The 17949-nt window shown below is 51.8% G+C and carries 16 protein-coding genes and 1 tRNA gene; 1 reads left to right on the plus strand and 16 read right to left on the minus strand.

Going from position 1 to position 17949, the window contains the following annotated elements; genetic code table 11:
- Positions 1-4: 4 nt before the first annotated feature.
- From BLP47_RS03565 to BLP47_RS03610, 10 genes are all read right to left on the minus strand, one after another.
- The gene (locus BLP47_RS03565; protein ID WP_091850445.1) at positions 5-1336 is read right to left on the minus strand and encodes a cell wall metabolism sensor histidine kinase WalK; all 1332 of its coding nucleotides are present in this window, start codon (positions 1334-1336) and stop codon (positions 5-7) included.
- Positions 1329-2006 carry a response regulator transcription factor gene (locus BLP47_RS03570; protein WP_091850447.1) on the minus strand — a complete coding sequence of 226 codons (678 nt, stop codon included), beginning with the start codon at positions 2004-2006 and terminating at the stop codon, positions 1329-1331. Before BLP47_RS03570 ends, BLP47_RS03565 begins: the two co-directional genes overlap by 8 nt.
- 366 nt (positions 2007-2372) lie before the next feature.
- Positions 2373-2762 carry a hypothetical protein gene (locus BLP47_RS03575; protein WP_091850449.1) on the minus strand — a complete coding sequence of 130 codons (390 nt, stop codon included), beginning with the start codon at positions 2760-2762 and terminating at the stop codon, positions 2373-2375.
- Positions 2763-2937: 175 nt separating this feature from the next.
- A tRNA-Lys gene (locus BLP47_RS03580) sits at positions 2938-3011 on the minus strand.
- Between the two features lie 26 nt (positions 3012-3037).
- On the minus strand, positions 3038-3838 hold the full coding sequence (locus BLP47_RS03585) for an ABC transporter permease (RefSeq protein WP_091852885.1): 801 nt from the start codon (positions 3836-3838) through the stop codon (positions 3038-3040).
- 19 nt (positions 3839-3857) lie between these two features.
- Positions 3858-4802, minus strand: a complete 945-nt coding sequence (locus BLP47_RS03590; RefSeq protein ID WP_091850451.1) for an ABC transporter ATP-binding protein — start codon at positions 4800-4802, stop codon at positions 3858-3860.
- 3 nt (positions 4803-4805) lie between these two features.
- Positions 4806-6047, minus strand: a complete 1242-nt coding sequence (locus tag BLP47_RS03595) for a hypothetical protein (protein ID WP_091850453.1) — start codon at positions 6045-6047, stop codon at positions 4806-4808.
- A gap of 102 nt (positions 6048-6149) precedes the next feature.
- Positions 6150-7430, minus strand: coding sequence for a saccharopine dehydrogenase family protein (locus BLP47_RS03600; RefSeq protein ID WP_091850454.1), 1281 nt, complete (start codon positions 7428-7430; stop codon positions 6150-6152).
- Positions 7431-7582: 152 nt separating this feature from the next.
- The gene (locus tag BLP47_RS03605) at positions 7583-8377 is read right to left on the minus strand and encodes an ABC transporter ATP-binding protein (RefSeq protein WP_091850456.1); all 795 of its coding nucleotides are present in this window, start codon (positions 8375-8377) and stop codon (positions 7583-7585) included.
- Between the two features lie 9 nt (positions 8378-8386).
- Positions 8387-9862 carry a glycerol kinase GlpK gene (locus BLP47_RS03610; RefSeq protein ID WP_091850458.1) on the minus strand — a complete coding sequence of 492 codons (1476 nt, stop codon included), beginning with the start codon at positions 9860-9862 and terminating at the stop codon, positions 8387-8389.
- A gap of 64 nt (positions 9863-9926) precedes the next feature.
- Between BLP47_RS03610 and BLP47_RS03615 the strand changes: the two genes are divergently transcribed.
- The gene (locus BLP47_RS03615; RefSeq protein WP_157671455.1) at positions 9927-11459 is read left to right on the plus strand and encodes a glycerol-3-phosphate dehydrogenase/oxidase; all 1533 of its coding nucleotides are present in this window, start codon (positions 9927-9929) and stop codon (positions 11457-11459) included.
- Here the strand turns inward: BLP47_RS03615 and BLP47_RS03620 are convergent.
- The 6 genes from BLP47_RS03620 to pstS form a co-directional block, all read right to left on the minus strand.
- Entirely contained in the window at positions 11436-12323 is an 888-nt protein-coding gene (locus BLP47_RS03620; protein ID WP_091850462.1) for a DMT family transporter, read from the minus strand. The two genes, BLP47_RS03615 and BLP47_RS03620, sit on opposite strands and share 24 nt — an antisense overlap.
- Before the next feature lie 9 nt (positions 12324-12332).
- Positions 12333-13883, minus strand: coding sequence for an SDR family oxidoreductase (locus BLP47_RS03625; RefSeq protein ID WP_091850464.1), 1551 nt, complete (start codon positions 13881-13883; stop codon positions 12333-12335).
- 34 nt (positions 13884-13917) lie between these two features.
- Positions 13918-14697 carry a phosphate ABC transporter ATP-binding protein PstB gene (gene pstB / locus BLP47_RS03630; protein ID WP_091850466.1) on the minus strand — a complete coding sequence of 260 codons (780 nt, stop codon included), beginning with the start codon at positions 14695-14697 and terminating at the stop codon, positions 13918-13920.
- A gap of 7 nt (positions 14698-14704) precedes the next feature.
- The gene (pstA, locus tag BLP47_RS03635) at positions 14705-15769 is read right to left on the minus strand and encodes a phosphate ABC transporter permease PstA (protein ID WP_091850468.1); all 1065 of its coding nucleotides are present in this window, start codon (positions 15767-15769) and stop codon (positions 14705-14707) included.
- Positions 15769-16707 (minus strand): phosphate ABC transporter permease subunit PstC, encoded by a 939-nt coding sequence (gene pstC, locus BLP47_RS03640; protein WP_091850470.1) that lies wholly within the window; start codon positions 16705-16707, stop codon positions 15769-15771. The genes pstA and pstC overlap by 1 nt, the downstream gene beginning before the upstream one ends.
- 91 nt (positions 16708-16798) lie before the next feature.
- Positions 16799-17899, minus strand: coding sequence for a phosphate ABC transporter substrate-binding protein PstS (pstS, locus tag BLP47_RS03645; RefSeq protein ID WP_091850472.1), 1101 nt, complete (start codon positions 17897-17899; stop codon positions 16799-16801).
- Positions 17900-17949 lie beyond the last annotated feature (50 nt).

Consider the following 17949-nt stretch of genomic DNA (forward strand, 5'->3'; position numbering starts at 1 on the left):
TTAGTTATTTTCGCATGCGAAGCTCTAATCGAGCTCCGCCGAGCGGAGAATCCATTGCCGAGACACTGCCGCCGTGAGCGGCGGCCGAAGCGGCTACGATTGCGAGCCCCAGACCAGCACCACCGGCCTCGATTGTCCGAGCTTCGTCTAGGCGTGTGAATCTTTCAAAGATCCGGGTGCGGTCTTTTTCATCAATTCCGACGCCATCGTCATCCACTCTTACCAAGGCTTCGTTTTCAAACGTGACACACGAGAAAGAAATCTTTGAGTGTGCGTGGCGGCGAGCGTTGTCGGCAAGATTTCTTATCGCTCTGGTGAGTAGAATTCGGTCACCCATTACTCGAACTGCCTCTACTCGTGAGCTATCTATTACTATGTTGCCGATGAGTCTTTGTCTTTTTGCTTCTTCGAGAACAATGTCATCAAGGTCTAATTCTTCAAGTTGAAGTTTCTTTTCATCGATTTTTGCAAGGTCGAGCATCGCCTCGACAAGTTTGGTAAGTCGACTCGACTCGGCATCCACCAATTCGGCTAGTTTGTGCAGGCTGGTGGATTCCGGATGAGCCAGGGCGACTTGTGCGTTTTGACTTAGGGATGCAATCGGCGAGCGAAGTTCGTGTGAAGCGTCGGATATAAAGCGACGCTGCTCGCGCCCGGCTAGATCTAGACGCTCCAGCATTCGGTTCATCGTGCGCGCAAGTCTTGAGATCTCGTCGTTGGATTTACTCTGGGAAACTCTTTGAGTGAGGTCTTTAGATTCGATGGCCTCAACTTCTGAGCGGATTCTCTCAACTGGGCTAAGCGCTCTGCCCACGACAAGCCAAACTAAAACCCCGAGCAGGGCGGTAGCTATTGGCACGCTAATAATCAGTAGCGTGCCAACTGCACCCTCGAGCAGCACCACGTCTTGGATATCCTGAGCCACGACCACTACGTGGGAGACGCCATCGATATCGATTTCGACGGTTGCGATCATCGCTTGTTCGCCGTTCCATTGGCCCTCGAGCGCAGCGGCACTCGGAGCTCCAATCGGCAGCGGCAGGGCGTCAACGGCGGATTCGTAGTCGCTTGAAGCAATCAACACACCGGCTCGAAACACCTGTACCTCGCCATCATCGAGCTTGGGAGGAGAAATGTTTCCGGAATTTGCGAATTGCTCGGCTATTGTTTCAGCCTGTTGTTGGGTGGCAAGTCCTTGGGCTGCAATAAGTCTGCTGTTTAAAAGAGAGACGAATCCAGCTGATCCCATAGCTAGCGCAAGAAGAATGATGAGCGCGCTGGCAGCCGCAATTCTTAATCGAATGCTTGGCTTTCGCCTCAGCGACCTATCAGCCACCGGTCACCTCAAGTCGATAGCCGGCTCCACGCAGCGTGACGATGGCGTTTTTGCCAAATGGACGATCAATTTTGTTCCTAAGGTGACCTATGTAGACCTCCACGATGTTCGGATCACCATCAAAATCTTCATCCCAAACCCCTTGCAGAACTTGGGTCTTTGAGACAACCACCCCGACGTTTCGGGCGAGATAGGCCAGGACTGAGAATTCTCTGGCGGTGAGTGAAATTTCAACACCCTCCCGCTTTACGATCCGGCTAGCCGGGTCAATTCGCAAGTCCCCAAAGCTCAGCACGGTTGGGCGCTTATTGGCTCCTCTTCTCGCAAGAGCTCGGATGCGCGCCACCAGCACCGCAAAATGCACTGGTTTCACAACATAGTCATCGGCACCAATTTCGAGACCGTCAACCTGGTCCCACTCACCGTCTTTAGCGGTGAGCATCATCACCGGGGTCCAGTTCTCTTGCTCACGCAAGGTCTTGCAAACCACATAACCATTCATGCCAGGCATCATGACATCCAAGAGAATCACGTCGTAGGTGTTTTCAGTGGCATACCAAAGGCCGTCTATCCCGTTGCTGGCAACATCAACGGCAAAGCCCTCGGCTTCGAGTCCGCGCTTTATTCCGTCTGCAAGACGGACCTCGTCATCAACTATTAGAACGCGCATGCCTCAATTTTGACATGCACCCGCTAAATATCGTTACCGCGCCAATTTCGCTTTGGATTGTTTGTGGTCTTTTTTTCCAGGCCTGACCGAAAATACTTGCCAGCTACCAGGATTCCTGAGTGGCTCATGAGAATGCAAGGTGGGAAATCTTCTGCACCTTGTAGTCATTTAAGCTATGTCAAACGGTGCTTTTAGAAGGGACATAATCGACACCCTCCAACAAATCAATTCTTCTTGCGGTTTCAAATTTGCGTTTTGAATTATTTTTGTCTGGTGGGTTCTCGAGAGGGTTCTAAGAAAAAATTAGCTAGGCAATCAGCCTTTGAGAAGAACTGTTGGGGCTCTGGCCTCACCCGGCTAGGTAACTTACAAAAGCATTCCCAGCTTGGATCTAACCAGCACCTCGAAGGCGGCAACCTGGCCGGTCGCCGTTTTTAGTTCCTCAGAATCTAGAAACAGCTCAATCGAGCCGTCTGCATTTTCCAGCAGAACACATGGCTCTTGACCTAAAGAAGCGGCAAGCTCCTTGTCGCTGCGCTCGTTCATGTGTAAAAGGCGAAATCCAACGCCTAAGCCCGCTTGCAGCCTCTTTTCAAATTCCTTGAACTCAGCTTTTTTCCTTAGGGGAGAGTGGGTGATGTCACATAGGCTGCACTCCCTCGTGCCAATAAGGTGCCCAACCAAATACGACACTTCGCCCAAAAGCCCACCATCGGCCTTATAGACGCCTATTAGTCTTCTGTTAGTTTCGCTCACCCAAAGGCCAACACGAGCACAAAGGTAGCGCTTCCCGAGAACCTTAGGAAGCTCGGAAGGCAGCTTTTGACAGGATTGCCCGCAAGATTATTTCTGCTGGGCTGTAATTAGGCTTCGAATACGGCAGTCAGGTATTCTTCGGTCCGTCTGAAGGGTTCGGTTTGAAAATTAAGAGTAGGCCCCGTCGGATTCGAACCGACGACCCACGGATTAAAAGTCCGTTGCTCTAACCAACTGAGCTAGAGGCCCCTGCAGCTTAGAAGTGTAACAGTGGATTAGCTGAGGATGTCCTTTGTGGTGAATCTTGAGTAAGCCAAGGCACCAAAAACTGCAATGTATCCAAGTTGCAGTAGACCGTTCGAGGCAAATGAACCGAGCTCAATTGGTTGGCGCAAAAGGTCTGCAAAATCCAACCAGTAGTGGGTGAATAGCCACTCGTGCAACCATGACACCTGAGGCAGGTTGTCTAGAATCTGGCTTACTCCGGTGAGCACCACAGTCGCCGCCATGGCTCCCACTGGAACGGTTGTCAGAGTCGAGATAAACAAGCCGATGGCCAAAATTCCGGTCATCGACATCGCGGTGTAGATGGCGACCAGAGCCATGCGCCAGATTGATTCACTAAGACTAATCACGTCTCCTGATAAAAGCGTCACCGGTCCCACCGGAAACAGAATGCTTCCGATAATTGCCCCGGCAATCATCAAGGTGAAGGTGGCGGCTATGGCAAAAACTACGGTGCCAAGATACTTGACCACTAAAAGGCGCAAGCGCCCAACTGGCGCAATCAAGAGGTATCTCAAGGTGCCAAGACTGGCTTCACCGGCGATAGTGTCACCCGCCACCACTGCAACAGTGAGTGGCAAAAACAATGGCAGAGCCAAAAGAGTTGCGGTAAAGCCGGTGAATAGACCGTTTTGAGTCACTCGATCTAGAAACGGCGGGCCTTCACCTGGAGCCAGTTGCTCGCTGGTAAGAGCTACGGCAATCGCCAAAAGAATGGGTATTAGTGCGACTGCGGCCAACATTGCCCAGGTGCGGCGACGAGTAAACATGACTCGTAACTCCGAGCGCATTAGCGATAGACCTAGGGCTTTAGCGAACAACTTCAAACCCCTCTCCGGTTAGATTTACAAATAGCTCTTCGAGACTTGGCTGTTCTAGGCGAATTTCAGTCACCATAAATTTGGCTTTGACGAGTTTCTGGTTCAGCTTTGCAACATCGAAATTGGTTTCCACCGGAGCGATGATCTGGTCGGCTTTGAGCGAGAGTTTCGAGATGCCTTCGTTTTTTAGCATGGCGACAGCGTCATCGAGCCTGTCGGTTTTTAGAACTAATCGAGTTTGAGTCTTGCTGCGAAGTTCTTCGATGCTTCCTTGAGCCACAATCTTCCCAGCGGTCATAACCGCCAGGTGGTCGCAAAGTTGCTCAATTTCGCTCAAAAGGTGGCTCGAAACAAAAATTGTGATGCCCTCTTTTGCTAGGGACCGAATTAGGTTTCTAACTTCTCTGGTGCCCTGTGGATCTAGGCCATTGGTTGGCTCGTCCAGAATAAGCATCTTGCGTGGTTTTAGTAGGGCATTGGCGAGCCCTAGACGCTGTTTCATACCAAGTGAATAGGCGTGGACCTTCTTCTTGGAAGCATTGGTCAGGCCCACCCGCTCAAGAGCTGCCTCAACTCGTGCTTTTCTAGTTTTTGGGTCAGAGAATTTATCGGCAGAGTCGATGCGAATCAGGTTGTTACGGCCGGACATGTATGGGTAAAAGGCTGGCCCTTCGACCAGCGCACCCACCATCGGAAGTGTTTGTTGGAGTTTGGCTGGAATCGGATTACCCAATACCTCAATTTCACCGCTAGAAGCATCGGCGAGCCCTAAAAGCATTCGGATTGTGGTGGTTTTCCCAGACCCGTTAGGGCCTAGGAAACCAAACACCGATCCAAGCGGCACGGATAAATCAATACCTGCAACCGCTTGTTGAGAGCCGAACTGCTTTACTAGCGACTTGGTCGAAATTGCTAGCTGATTTTCATCGATCACGAATTAGTTTTGAGAAACGGAAACTAGGTAATCAACTGTTACCGCCCCGGCATAAACCTCACCGGAATCCAAGATCAAAACATTTAGCAATGGAGTGGAGAACACTTTGCCACCCGGGACGGTTTCAAACATGTCGCCGAAGAGCTCAGTGCCCATCAGCTCCATTGGGACATCCTGTGGCATGGCCGGAAGATAAATAACACTGGTCCAGTCCTCACCGATGATTTTTGGCTGTGGGTTATTGGCATACTCTGCCTCAAGCTGGGCCTTCAAATCATTTAGGTCGGCTTCGGTTACTGGGTTCTCCATCTTGGGAAGCTCTGGTACTACCAAATCCTCGATAGTGGTTCCTGACGGTGGGGTGAAATCGAACAGGGAGTCATCCACCGAAGCGAAGCTGATTGATTCAAAGCCCACTGAGATGGCAACCGCGTCCTGCTCCTTCGAGAAGACCTCTGCCTTGAGCGGCATGCCGTTTTCAGCATCAATAGAGATGACAGCCTTGGAAACCAATGACTCCTGAGCCTTTGGCTCAATGATCAGTTCATATGCCCCGCGACCAGCAACCATTTTGTCGGTACCAACTGTGACGGTGGTCGCCTCGGTTACCTGAGCCATGATGTAGTCGGCCACTGCTGCCGGGGAGCTAATGTCTAGCGCGATGGAGGCTGCATAGTCGTTGACTTGTGCTTCCAGCTCGGAAAGTTTCCCTTCAAGTTCCACACTCGCGGCCTGATCTACTTCGTAGTCAAATTGGGTATTCATCGCGGTTGCGGTCTTGGCGTCATAAATCCAAAGCTCTTTGCCATTTAGGATCAAATCGCGCTGCGACATTGGGTCAAGAATCTGGACCCTAAGCTGATCTTCTCCACCTACGTAAACCCGCATCTTGTGGGTTCCGGCGATTAGCTCAAGAGCCTGAGTCAAAGTGTTTGACTCAATAATTTGTGGAACGAAGTCTGCCATTTCGGGTGGCATCTTCTCTTCCATCTTCGCAACCATTTCTTCATTCATCATGGAGCTGAAATCGAGAGCCGGGAGGCCGAGGTCGGTTGTCTTGAGAACTGTGCCCGAAAACTCCAATGTGGAGTTCGACTCCATGTTGGATTCCATCAGAAGCATTAGCTCCTGCGGGGTGACGTCTGGAAGGTCAATGGCGTTGGCTTGCATCGGTATCGCAACCACTCCAAGAGCGATGATGGCCGGTGCTAAAGCGGCGGGAATCCAGCGGCTTGTCTTCTTCATGAACTACTCCCTTGATATCTTCTATAAATCTATGTTCTAGAACTGCAAAAACGCTGAATGTGTTCCCCCGCTGACAAAACATTCAGCGGGGGAAGCAAATTACTAGCGAATCAAGGCCGGGTTTTTTGGGTCCCTGTCGTCGATGCCCCAGTGCTGACCGTAATCTCCCGCCAGCAGGTCTAAAAATGGCTTAGCGTCGAATTCTTCTGGACCCATGACGCCCTGGCCGTCCCAGACTCCGGTCGCCAATAACTCAAGAGCGATAACAGGCACCATCGCGGTCTGCCAAACCACAGCTTGGGACTGGTAGTTGGCATTGGTCCATTCGGTATCGGCCACGTGATACAGGTAGCTGGCCTTGTCCTCACCCGCTAGCCCCTTACCGGTGACCAAGGTTCCCGCACAAGTCTTACCGGTCATCCGGTCAGCCAGTGAGGCTGGGTCCGGAAGCACGGCTGCCACAAGATCGCGAGGGGCAACCATGGCCTTGCCGTCTTGGGTGCGCACGGCAACTGGTGAAATGCCATCAAGGCCGAGATTGTGCAGGGTCTTTAGAATTCCGATGAATTCTTCACCCAGGCCGTATTTAAAAGTAACTTTTTTGGCATCCATCGTGCGCGGAAGCATGTTGACCTCCTCGTGCTCCACGTTCACACACTCAACCGGGCCAATTCCACCTGGGAACTCAAAGAATCCCGGCTCGCTAAATGGTTCGGTGGTATACCAGCCCTTGTCTTTTTCCCAAATCAATGGCGGGTTCAAGCACTCTTCAATGACAGTCCAGATTGAGAATGAAGGGGCAAATATTTCCTCCCCAGCATCGTTTGTGACAACCAGGTTGCCACCGTCGATGATTGAAATCTCATCCACCTCAGAGAATAAGTGGTCCGCGGCATAGCGGGCAAATATGTTCGAAATGCCCGGTTCTGCCCCAGTTCCAATCAGCGCGAGTTTGCCAATTGCTTCAAACTCTTTGGCTTTGTCATATTGCCAATCACCGAGCTTTTCACCAGGTTGGTTGAAGGGATCTGTTTTATGAGCATGGCTGAGGCTCATTGCCATGTCCATGTAGTTGGCCTTGGCATCGATAGCACCTTGGAAAACGCTCTGCACGAATTTTGGCTCAACCGCATTCATGACGTGGGTGATGGCATACTCGGTTATTTTCGCAGCAACATTTTCGGGTTTGGATGCATCAATTTGAGTCGCCTCAAAAAGCTGCGCCACCTCAGATTTATGATTTGTTTTTACCCAGTCCACGCTTTTTTGGGCGCGATTCAGGTCGTAGTCCGCGACCACTATTTTTTCAAAGAAATTACGATTAGCGGCAATCTTGACGATAGCATCGCCAACACCACCTGCCCCAATTAGCAAGATACGCATTGATTTCACAACCGAACTTTGACCGATTTGTAAATGGGCCCAGTCCTTGCCCTTATTCACTAATAGGCGCAAACCATGTGGTGCTGCATTGCAACCGCGCCTTCATTGAGCGAACTTTTCTTATTATGCCCGAGGTTGGAAGGATTCGCTAGCTAACCAAGCTGGCGAATAGGAATCACCAGTTGGGTTTTGCCAATTGGATCTTCGAGCACCCGGGCCAAAATATTGAATGCTCTCGCAAGGTTATTAGGAGTGATGACCTCCTTGGGCTCACCCTGGGCAATCACGTGTCCGTCTTTTAGAATCACCACCGTGTCGGCAAAGCGAGCTGCCAAGTTCAGATCGTGAATCACGGCGATGATCGTCATGGAGCGCTCGCGCTTCAAGGAAGACAAAAGGTTGATTACCTGCAACTGGTGGCTGTAATCCAGTGAATTGGTAGGCTCATCAAGCAACAAGACCTCTGGGTTCTTGACCAGGGCCGCCGCAATAACGGCCACCTGGCGAAACCCACTGGAGAGTTCGCCTATCTTCTGATCTGCCTTTTCGCTCAAGCCCGTTCTCTCCAAAAGCAAATCAATCTCTTGTTTGAGTCTTGGCGAGACTCGAGAAATGCCATTGGCAGCCATCGCAGATCTGGCAACCAAATCGAAAACCGTTTCGGTTCTTTTGGCTACGGGGATTGTGCCAAGCAGCCCGACCTTATTTTCAAGCTGACCCTTGGTTAGCGAAGTTATTGCTAGGCCATCTAATAAAACGGCCCCGGAGCTTGATTTGATCTTGCGTGCCAAGGCCTTGAGCAGCGAGCTCTTGCCGGCGCCATTGGCGCCAATAATTGCAGTGACAGAGCCGGCCTTAAAGTTCAAGTCGATGTTGTGAATAACCTCATCGGCTGAGTAGCCAGCGCTGAGCGCCTGGGCGGCTATTTTGCTCTCGGCATCAAACATGCCTTAATCTTAGTTTTGGCTAAAGCTCGAGGTGGCTAAAACAGCTCGCTCCCAATTTTCAAAGTCCTGTTGCCGGTCGGTTTTGGGCTTAAATTTAGTCTTTGGGGGGTTCAGGTTTTTGAGTTCCCTAAGCGATTTCCAGATCCCCATCCCCAGCCCGGCCATTAGGGCAGCCCCCAGACCGGTCGATTCGAGCTTTTCTGCTCGCACAACCTCGGACTTCAGCACGTCTGCCTGAATCTGCAGTAACAGATCATTTGCCGCCGCTCCACCATCAACCCAGAGGGACTGAATTGGATGGCCGGAGTCAAGCGCCATCGCGGTTACTACTGAGTTGATCTGAAACGCAATTGCCTCGAGCGTGGCATAAGCGATGTTGGCGTCTGTTGTGCCACGGGTGATTCCCATCAGGCTGCCTCGGATATCCGCATTCCAAAAAGGAGCCCCCAGACCGGTTAGTGCTGGGACAAAATAAATCCCTTGACTGCCGGAAACCGATTTGGCTAGCTCTTCGACTCCGGCCGCGTCCGCAATAATCTTGAGACCATCCCTAAGCCACTGAACTGCGGCCCCTGCGACAAACACCGACCCTTCTAGTGCATAGGTTTTTTCGCCCTTCGAGGAAAGCCAGGCAACTGTTGAAATTAGCCCGTGGGTGCTGTGGAAAATTTCGCTCCCGGTGTTGGAGAGAATAAATGCCCCGGTGCCATAGGTGGCCTTCGAGTCGCCCTTCTGAAAACCGGTTTGGCCAAATAGAGCGGCTTGCTGATCGCCTGCGATGCCCGTGATTGGTAACCGCAAGCCCAGAAAAGCGCTGGGCTCGGAGAACCCCAGCTGCCCCCAGCTCGAGACGATTTTGGGCAGTGCCTCAAGCGGTACACCAAACACTTCCAAAAGTTTTGGATCCCATTCGCAAGTCTCAAGTGCCATGAGCTGGGTCCTGGAGGCATTCGAAGCATCGGTTATATGCAGCTCTCCGTTTGAGATGCGAGCTGCAAGGTAGCTATCTACTGTCCCCAGTGCAAGTTCGCCAGACACAACCTTCTCCCAAACCTTCGGAAGATTCCTTTTCCACCACAAAAACTTGCTGGATGTGAAATAGGGATCAATGTTGAGTCCGGTGCGCTTTCTAATCCAATCGCCGCGATTGAGTTTTTGGAGTTCGGAATTCATATCCGAAGTCCGTCGGTCCTGCCAAACAATCGCACGGGTCGGGCTCTTGAGGGTCTTTCGATTCCAAACCACCGCCGTTTCGCGCTGATTGGTGATGCCGATGCAGCTAGGCGCCCCATGGCCTTGAGCCAAAGCCTTCCCGCAGGCCTTTAAAGTTGCCTGCCAAATTTCCTCGGGTTCGTGTTCAACCCAGCCGGGTTTTGGAAAGTGCTGCTCGAATTCGCAGTAGCCGCGGGCAAGAATCTCTCCCGATTCAGAAACCACTAGAGCGGTGACTCCTGTGGTGCCAGCGTCGATAGACAAAATCGTCATCAATTTCCTCCCTAAATCAGCCATATATTCCACCATACCCATTTAGCTGGCTTATGATTTTGTTGTGAGTGTGCAAAAAGAAACAAATTCACGCAAAATCGAAGATAGCAGTGATTTTGACGTTGCGATTATCGGAGCCGGCATCAACGGTGCGGTGGCCGCCGCTGCGCTGAGCGCATCGGGCCTCAAGGTGCTTCTAATTGATAAGGGCGATTTCGCCGGATTCACCTCTCAAGAATCCAGCAATCTGGTTTGGGGAGGCATTAAGTATCTCCAAAGCTACGAATTCTGGCTGGTGTTCAAGCTTTCCTTGGCGAGAAATCGACTTATGCGAAGCTACCCGAACCAGATAAAAGAGATTGGCTTTTTGGCCTCCATCGGACCGACGGCTCCCTTTGGGCGGGTGCTTGGCACTTTTGGAACTTTGTTTTACTGGGGCATTGGCCTCTTCGGCACCCAATCACCGCGGAGCTACTCTGCAAAAAGAGCGAAAGAGCTCGAGCCCAACTTGATCAAAGGCCGCAAGGCGGTGAAGTATTTTGATGCGCAGTTACCCGACAACGATTCTCGATTTGTTTACGATTTTATTCGTAACGCCAAGGCCAAGGGTGCTTCTGCAAGGAACTACACCGAGCTCAAAGGTGCCGAATTCGTGGGTGGTCAATGGCAACTCTCGCTTATCAGCGGAGAGAAGCCAGAAAACGTCACAGCCAAAGCGGTGGTGAATTCAGCCGGGCCTTTTTCCGGCAACGTTTCCGAGTTGCTGGGATCTAAGACCAAGGCTTCGCTAGTTTTTTCAAAAGGTATCCACCTAATTCTGAATCGCAGAATAGCCAAAGATGATCAGGTATTGGCTTTCTGGGACGAGCAGGAGCGCTTGTTTTACGTTCTGCCGATGGGGGATCGCTCAATGGTTGGCACCACTGACACCAGGGTGGATTCGCCAGAAACTGAGGTGACTCAGGAGGATCGCGATTTTGTGATTCGTCAGATAAACGCCCAGCTCGAGCTAGAAGTTCCAATCAGTTACGACCAAGTTATATCAGAACGCTGCGGTGTCAGGCCACTGGTTGTTGAATCTAAATCCGATGAGGCGGTCACCGATTGGCATCAATTATCAAGAAAACACATTCTTGAAATCGATCGAAATCAAAACGTCGTTACGATTTTGGGGGGCAAGCTCACCGACTGCCTCAACATCGGGCAGGAGACTATTGCCGAGATTCGCAAACTCGGCCTGCACGCACATAATCCCGGCCGCTGGTTCGGCGAGGGTGACCAGGCTCGAAAACAAGAATTCTTCGCGGTGATAAGTGCACAGGTTAAAGACTCGGCCGCAGCGACTCGTATTGCGGAGGGTTTATGGCGCAGGCAAGGTGCTAAGGCCTTCGAAATCATTGTCGGAAAATCAGTCACCGAGATAATCCCAGGCATCGGGGTCACCGAAGCCGAGATTCGACACGTTGCCAATCACGAGGACGTGCGGGTAAGAGAAGATCTGCTGCGTCGCAGGCTCCCAATTTCGATGACTCGCTCGCCGCAGGAGCTGGCATCGAATAAAGAGCTAGAAAAACTACTCGTGGAGCTTGGGCTCTAGCAATATCTGATTCTTTTTACTTGGCCATTCGACTATTAGCATTGCGGTCAGCAGTAAAGAACCGCCAATCAGCATTGCCCAGGTGGCAACTTCTTGCCCCACCACAACCGCAATCACGGCGCTGAAGACCACCTCACTTGTTATCAAAAGCGCCACTCGGGCCGGGTCTAAAAACCCTTGGGCCCAGGTCTGCACCCAAAACGCTAGCACCGAGGAAAAGATCGCCGTGAAAAGCACCGCGAACCACACTCCGGCGTTTGGTGGCCCTTGATAGCCGTCGGCAAGCGCGAAGCCCCAGCAGATGATTGCCACGGCCGTCAGTTGCAGCATCGTGAAGCGATACGAATCACGCCCCTTGCCATGCTTACTCAAAAGCAGAATATGGATGGCGTATAAAAACGCGCAACCAATCAACCAAAGCTGACCGGTTTGAAACTCGACGTCATTGGCCGCTCCGGAAAGAACCCCAATTCCGATTAGTGCAAGAATCGCTCCCAATCCAACCCGAAGGTTTATTTTTTGCTTGAGAAATAGCCAAGCCAGAATCGGAGTCAGGATTACGTAGAGACCGGTGAGAAAGCCGCTGGTTGATGCGGACGTTAGATCAAGACCAATAGTTTGGGTAATGAATCCGAACGCCAGAACCACGCCGATTGCTAGGCCGTATTTGATGTCTCCCGCCTGGAAATTTAGAGCCAATTTAGGCCTGATTGCAATCATTACCATCGCGGCAATAGAAAATCTGACGGCCAAAAAATCCAAATATGGTTGCTGAGCAATTGCGTCTTTCATTAAGACAAAGGAGGCGCCCCATGCAAACCCGACACCTAGAAGTGCAAATGCCGCCAGGCGTGTTTTAGTCATCCGAGAAGTTTAGCTAGCGCTGACCTTCTGAGCATCTGACTCAATCACTTTGGTGGCACTTGGCCCCGCTACCTTTTTGGCCATGGAGGGAAAAACGAAGCCGTGCATGAACGAGACGCTCCACCAGTAGGCATGACCAAAAAGCCCCTGTGGGTGATAATAAGCCTGCTGCACCAGCAGAGTCTCGTTGTTGGGTTGCTCGTAGAGTCGAAATTCCAGCCAGGCCAAACCGGGTAGCTTCATCTCGGCACGCAACCTTAGAAGGTGGGGCCGTTGAAGCTCTTCCACCCTCCAAAAATCGAGTGCTTCACCTTCCATTAGGGTATTCGGGTCCCTTCTTCCGCGCCTCAGACCAACCCCACCAATCATGCGGTCCATTAGACCCCGAAACTCCCAAGCCCAGGTCGCAGTCGAGTAGCCGTTCACGCCACCAATTGATTCAACCCTTGCCCAAACAACGTCGATTGGGTCAGTGGAGTGGTACTGCCTTTTATCAACATAGAGCGAGCCTCCGGCCCAGGCTGGGTCGGTCGGTAGGGGTTCGGATGGGGTTCCCGGCACCGAGGCATTGCTCCAGCGAGTCTCAACATCCAGGTCTTTCACCCGAGTAAGGGCCAGCGACACCGAAGTCTTGAAATCAGTTAGCCCGGATTCTGCGGGTGGAATTAGCTCTCGAATATCGTTGTCCCTGGCCACTACATCGTGTTTCAGGGATGCCACGAGCCGCTTAGCCAATGTCACTGGGACCGGGGTAACCAAACCGATCCAACCAGAGGCCAGTTTCGGAGTTAGTACTGGAAGAGGAATAATAATTCTTCTCGAGAGCCCTGCAACAGCGGCATACTGCTGCATCATCTCGAGATATGTGAAGACCTCGGGCCCTCCAATATCAAAATCCCGATTGATTTTCGGGTCCAAAGTCGCAGAGCCAACCAGGTAGCGCAGAACGTCTCTAATCGCGATGGGCTGAATCTTATTGAGAAGCCACTTTGGCGTCACCATGAAGGGCAGTCGCTCGGTCAGGTGCCGAAGCATCTCAAATGATGCTGACCCAGAACCGATTACAACTCCAGCCCTAAGTTCAATGGTGGGCACTCCCGAGTTGCGAAGAATTTCGCCAGTTTTCGCCCTGGAGGACATGTGCGCAGAGAGTTGGTCATCGTTGGAGATCATGCCGCCCAGATAAACGATTCTTTTGACGTTGTTGGCTTTGGCGGCTTTACCAAAGAACTCGGCAAGCTCAGCTTCTTTTGCTTCAAAGTTCTTTTCGATCATCAGGGCGTGCAGAAGGTAATAAGCCAAATCGATGTTTTTCAGCGCCAAGGAAATCTTTTCGGGGTCCGCTGCATCTCCCTCGATAACCTCGACCTGGTCTTTCCACGGGTAATCCTGCAGCTTTTGGGCGTTGCGGACTAGGACTCTCACCTGATAACCGTGAGCCAGAAGTTCTCGGATCAGTCGGCCGCCGATATATCCGGTGGCGCCAGTAACCAGTACTTTGGCGAGCTTTCCTGATTTACCCTTGAGCTCGGGAAGATCTGCGGTTACCTGCTCAATCATTTCTGCTCCAGCCCGTTTGGTTTATCTCTAGTCTCTAACCAAATCGGCCAGAAACATAATCCTCCGTTTGCTGCTCAGAAGGGTTTGAAAAGATTTTGTCCGTGCGATCATATTCAATCAGCTTGCCGGGCATTCCAGTGCCTGCAATATTGAAAAATGCTGTCATGTCGGAGATTCTTGATGCTTGTTGCATATTGTGAGTCACAATTACAACCGTGAAACGCTCTTTTAGTTCAACAGCCAGGTCTTCAATTGCGGCCGTTGAGATCGGGTCCAGGGCGCTAGTTGGCTCATCCATCAAAATTACAACCGGCTCCACCGCGATTGCTCTTGCGATGCAAAGTCGTTGCTGCTGACCACCTGATAGACCAGATCCTGGCTTATCGAGTCGGTCCTTCACCTCATTCCAAAGATTTGCACCAACCAGAGATTTCTCCGTCAGCTCTTCGGCTTCACTCTTGGTCATTTTAGAGTTGTTGAGCTTATAGCCCGATAAAACGTTGTCTCGAATCGACATGGTTGGGAAAGGGTTCGGGCGCTGAAAGACCATGCCAACCTGTCTTCTGACTCGCACCGGGTCTACTCCCGGGCCATAGACATCCTCACCATCCATCAAAAGCTGGCCTTCAACCCGAGCACCGGGAATGACCTCGTGCATTCGGTTCAGGGTCCTTATCAAAGTGGACTTACCGCAACCAGACGGGCCGATAAAGGCGGTGATGGCGCGCGGCTGAATCACCATGTTCACATCTGCAACCGCCAGAAAGCTGGAGTAGTAGACGTTGATATCTTTCAGTTCGATTCTTTTTGACATTGGTTATTTATCCCTTCGGGGCAAAGAATTTAGAGACTAGGCGAGCCGCCAGATTCAGCAGCATGACAATTAGCATCAGCGTAAGCGCACCGGCCCAAGCGCGGTCTAGATAGGCCTGGGTGTCAACACCCTGGTTGGCATAAGAGGTGAACACGAAAACTGGCAGAGTTGCCATACGCTCATCGAAGGGGTTGTAGTTCATCGATGCGGTGAATCCGGCAATCAACAAAAGCGGAGCGGTCTCACCGATCACGCGGGCGATTGCGATCATGATGCCGGTGGCGATGCCAGCAAGTGCGGTGGGCAGAACGACCTTCAAAATCGTGAGCCACTTTGGCACACCCAGTGCGTAGGCGGCCTCGCGAAGTTCATTTGGAACAATCTTTAGCATCTCTTCAGTTGCTCGAATAACAACCGGAGTCATCAACACGCTCAACGCAATCGCGCCACCCAGACCCATTCGAACCCCGGGTCCAAAAAAGATTACAAAGAGGGCGTAGGCGAACAGCCCAGCAACAATTGACGGCACCCCGGTCATCACATCAACAAAAAAAGTGACAGCTTTGGCCAAGCGGCCCCGACCATATTCGATGAGGTAAATGGCGGCCATGATGCCAAGCGGCACCGAGAATAAAGTTGCCAAACCGGTTATTTCCAAGGTCCCGACAATGGCGTGAAGCGCACCGCCACCTTCTCCAACAACATTGCGCATCGACATTGTGAAAAAGTCGATGTCAAAGCGTGCTGCACCTTTGGAGATCACCGTATAAGCCAGGGAAACAAGCGGAACCACCGCAATTCCAAAAGCCGATGAAACCATAACCGTAACGAAGCGGTCTTTTGCTTTACGCCTACCCTCAACCGAATAAGACACCAGGTATAGGGCCAAGGCGAAAAGGACCAGGCCGATTAGCGCAACAGCCAACAGATTGATTTCACCGTCTACCCCATCGGCCCGGACTGCTGAGAATGTGAAAGAGGCTAAAAAGCACAACAGAAAAATCAGCGAGCTAACGAATCCGGGAAGATCCTTGGTGCCCTGGAGGCTCGATTTGACTGAAAGTGTGGTCACTAGTTGGCCCCCGAGAATTCTTTGCGGGAGTTGATAACCCAGCGTGCAAACATGTTGACCACCATTGTGATGGCAAAAAGCATCAGGCCGGTTGCAACCAAAAGGTTCACATAATTGCCGCCAGCTTCAGGGAACTGGAGTGCAATGTTTGCTGCAATGGTGTTCGGGTTTGAAGAAGTTAAGACCGCAAAACTCACAATCGCCGATGGGGAGAGCACCATGGCCACCGCCATGGTTTCCCCCAGAGCTCGGCCTAGCCCCAACATCGCTGCTGAAATAATGCCGGGCCTGCCAAATGGCAATACGGCCATCTTTATCATTTCCCAGCGAGTTGCCCCCAAGGCGAGCGCCGCCTCCTCGTGAAGTCTTGGAGTCTGCAGAAATACCTCTCGAATAAGCGCTGCCATGATCGGCAGTACCATGATCGCCAGCACTATACCGACCGTGAGCATGGTGCGACCGGTGGCCGAAACTTGGCCTGCAAAAAAGGGTATCCAGCCCAAATTATCGTTTAGCCAAATAAAGCTCGGGGTGAGAAACGGTGCCAAAACTAAAATCCCCCAGAGGCCATAGACCACCGAGGGGATTGCTGCCAATAGGTCAATTGCGTAACCCAAGGTTTGAGCGAATCTGCGATTGGCAAAGTGAGAGATGTAAAGAGCGATGCCAATCGCTAACGGTGTAGCGATCAATAGTGCAATTGTGGAGGCGAAAACAGTTCCGAACACAAAGGGTGCAACATATACAAAAAAGCCGCCTTCTGCGGCGGGAATATCTGCTCCGGTAAAAGCCGGCACCGACTGGGCCACTAGGAAAGCGGCGACCAGCGCGAGGGTAGCCAAGATGCTCACACCGGCTGCCAGGGCGGCGTTCGAAAAGACTATATCGCCCATTCTGCGCACGGGCTTATTGGCCTGGCTTGGCTTTAGTTGAGTCATTAGTAAAAGGTCTTTCGCTTAGCTCTTATAAACATAATGAACAGAACCCGGTTCGAAGGCTCGAACCGGGTTCTGTTTACCAATTGTTTGCTTACTTGATTAGATCCACAATCGCTTGAGCACGCTCACGAAGTGACTGCGAAATGGGTGCGTTTCCAGCTGACGCCGCGGCCTTATTCTGACCCTCTTCTGAAATCAAGAACGTCGCCCAGGCCTTTGCAAGGATTGCCATGTCGTTATCCACGTAGTCATTGCAGCCCATTAGGTATGAAACTAGAACGATTGGGTAGACACCGGCAGCGGTGGTGTTGCGGTCAATCTTCACCGCGAGGTCGTAATCTGCACGTCCTTCAACTAGGGGTGATGCGTCCACAACAGCGGCTGCTGCTTCGGCTGAGTAACCGACGAACTCATCGCCAACTTTGATCGCCACGATGCCCAGTTCGCCTGCGCGCGAGGCGTCGGCGTAGCCAATGGTCCCATTTCCGCCCGACACTGCTGAAACAACTCCCGAGGTGCCCTGAGCTCCTTCGCCGCCGAACTCACTCGGCCAAGCCTCGATTGCTCCGACACTCCAAACATCGGGAGCCACTGCAAAAAGGTAATCGGTGAAGTTTTTCGAGGTGCCCGACTCATCCGAGCGGTGTACCGCAGTGATGGCAAGTTCTGGAAGCGATACTCCTGGGTTTGAGGCCTGGATTGCCTGATCATTCCACATTGTGATCTGACCTGAGAAAATTCCTGCAACAGTCGCACCATCGAGATTCAGATTGCTTATGCCATCAAGGTTGAAGATGACCGCAATGGGGGAAATCCAAACTGGGAACTCCCATGCCACGGTGCCGGGCTCGCAGGAAGGAAACTCACCAGCCAGTTCTTCTTCTTTGAAGTAGCTGTCGCTACCTGTGAAGAAGGTTGCACCGGATTGGAACTGGGCACGACCGGTACCCGACCCGGTTGGGTCGTAGTTCACCGTTACGCCCGGGTTTTCAATCTGAAAAGCCGCGATCCAGGCATTCATCCCGGCGGCCATAGAGGAGGCGCCTGAACCGTTCAGGGTTCCCTCCAGCATTGCTGCAGCGGTTGAGTCCGGGTTCTGAGTTTGGGCGGGAGTGTCTTCGTTAGCAGCGCAGCCTGAAAGCACTAGTGCTCCGACCGCAAAAACTGCAAAAACTGAAATTTTCTTTAGCATCGATTACCTCTTCTTTTATTTAGCTGGCAGAAGAAAAACTAATCAGTGAG

The organism is Candidatus Aquiluna sp. UB-MaderosW2red (assembly GCF_900100865.1).
GTDB lineage: Bacteria > Actinomycetota > Actinomycetes > Actinomycetales > Microbacteriaceae > Aquiluna.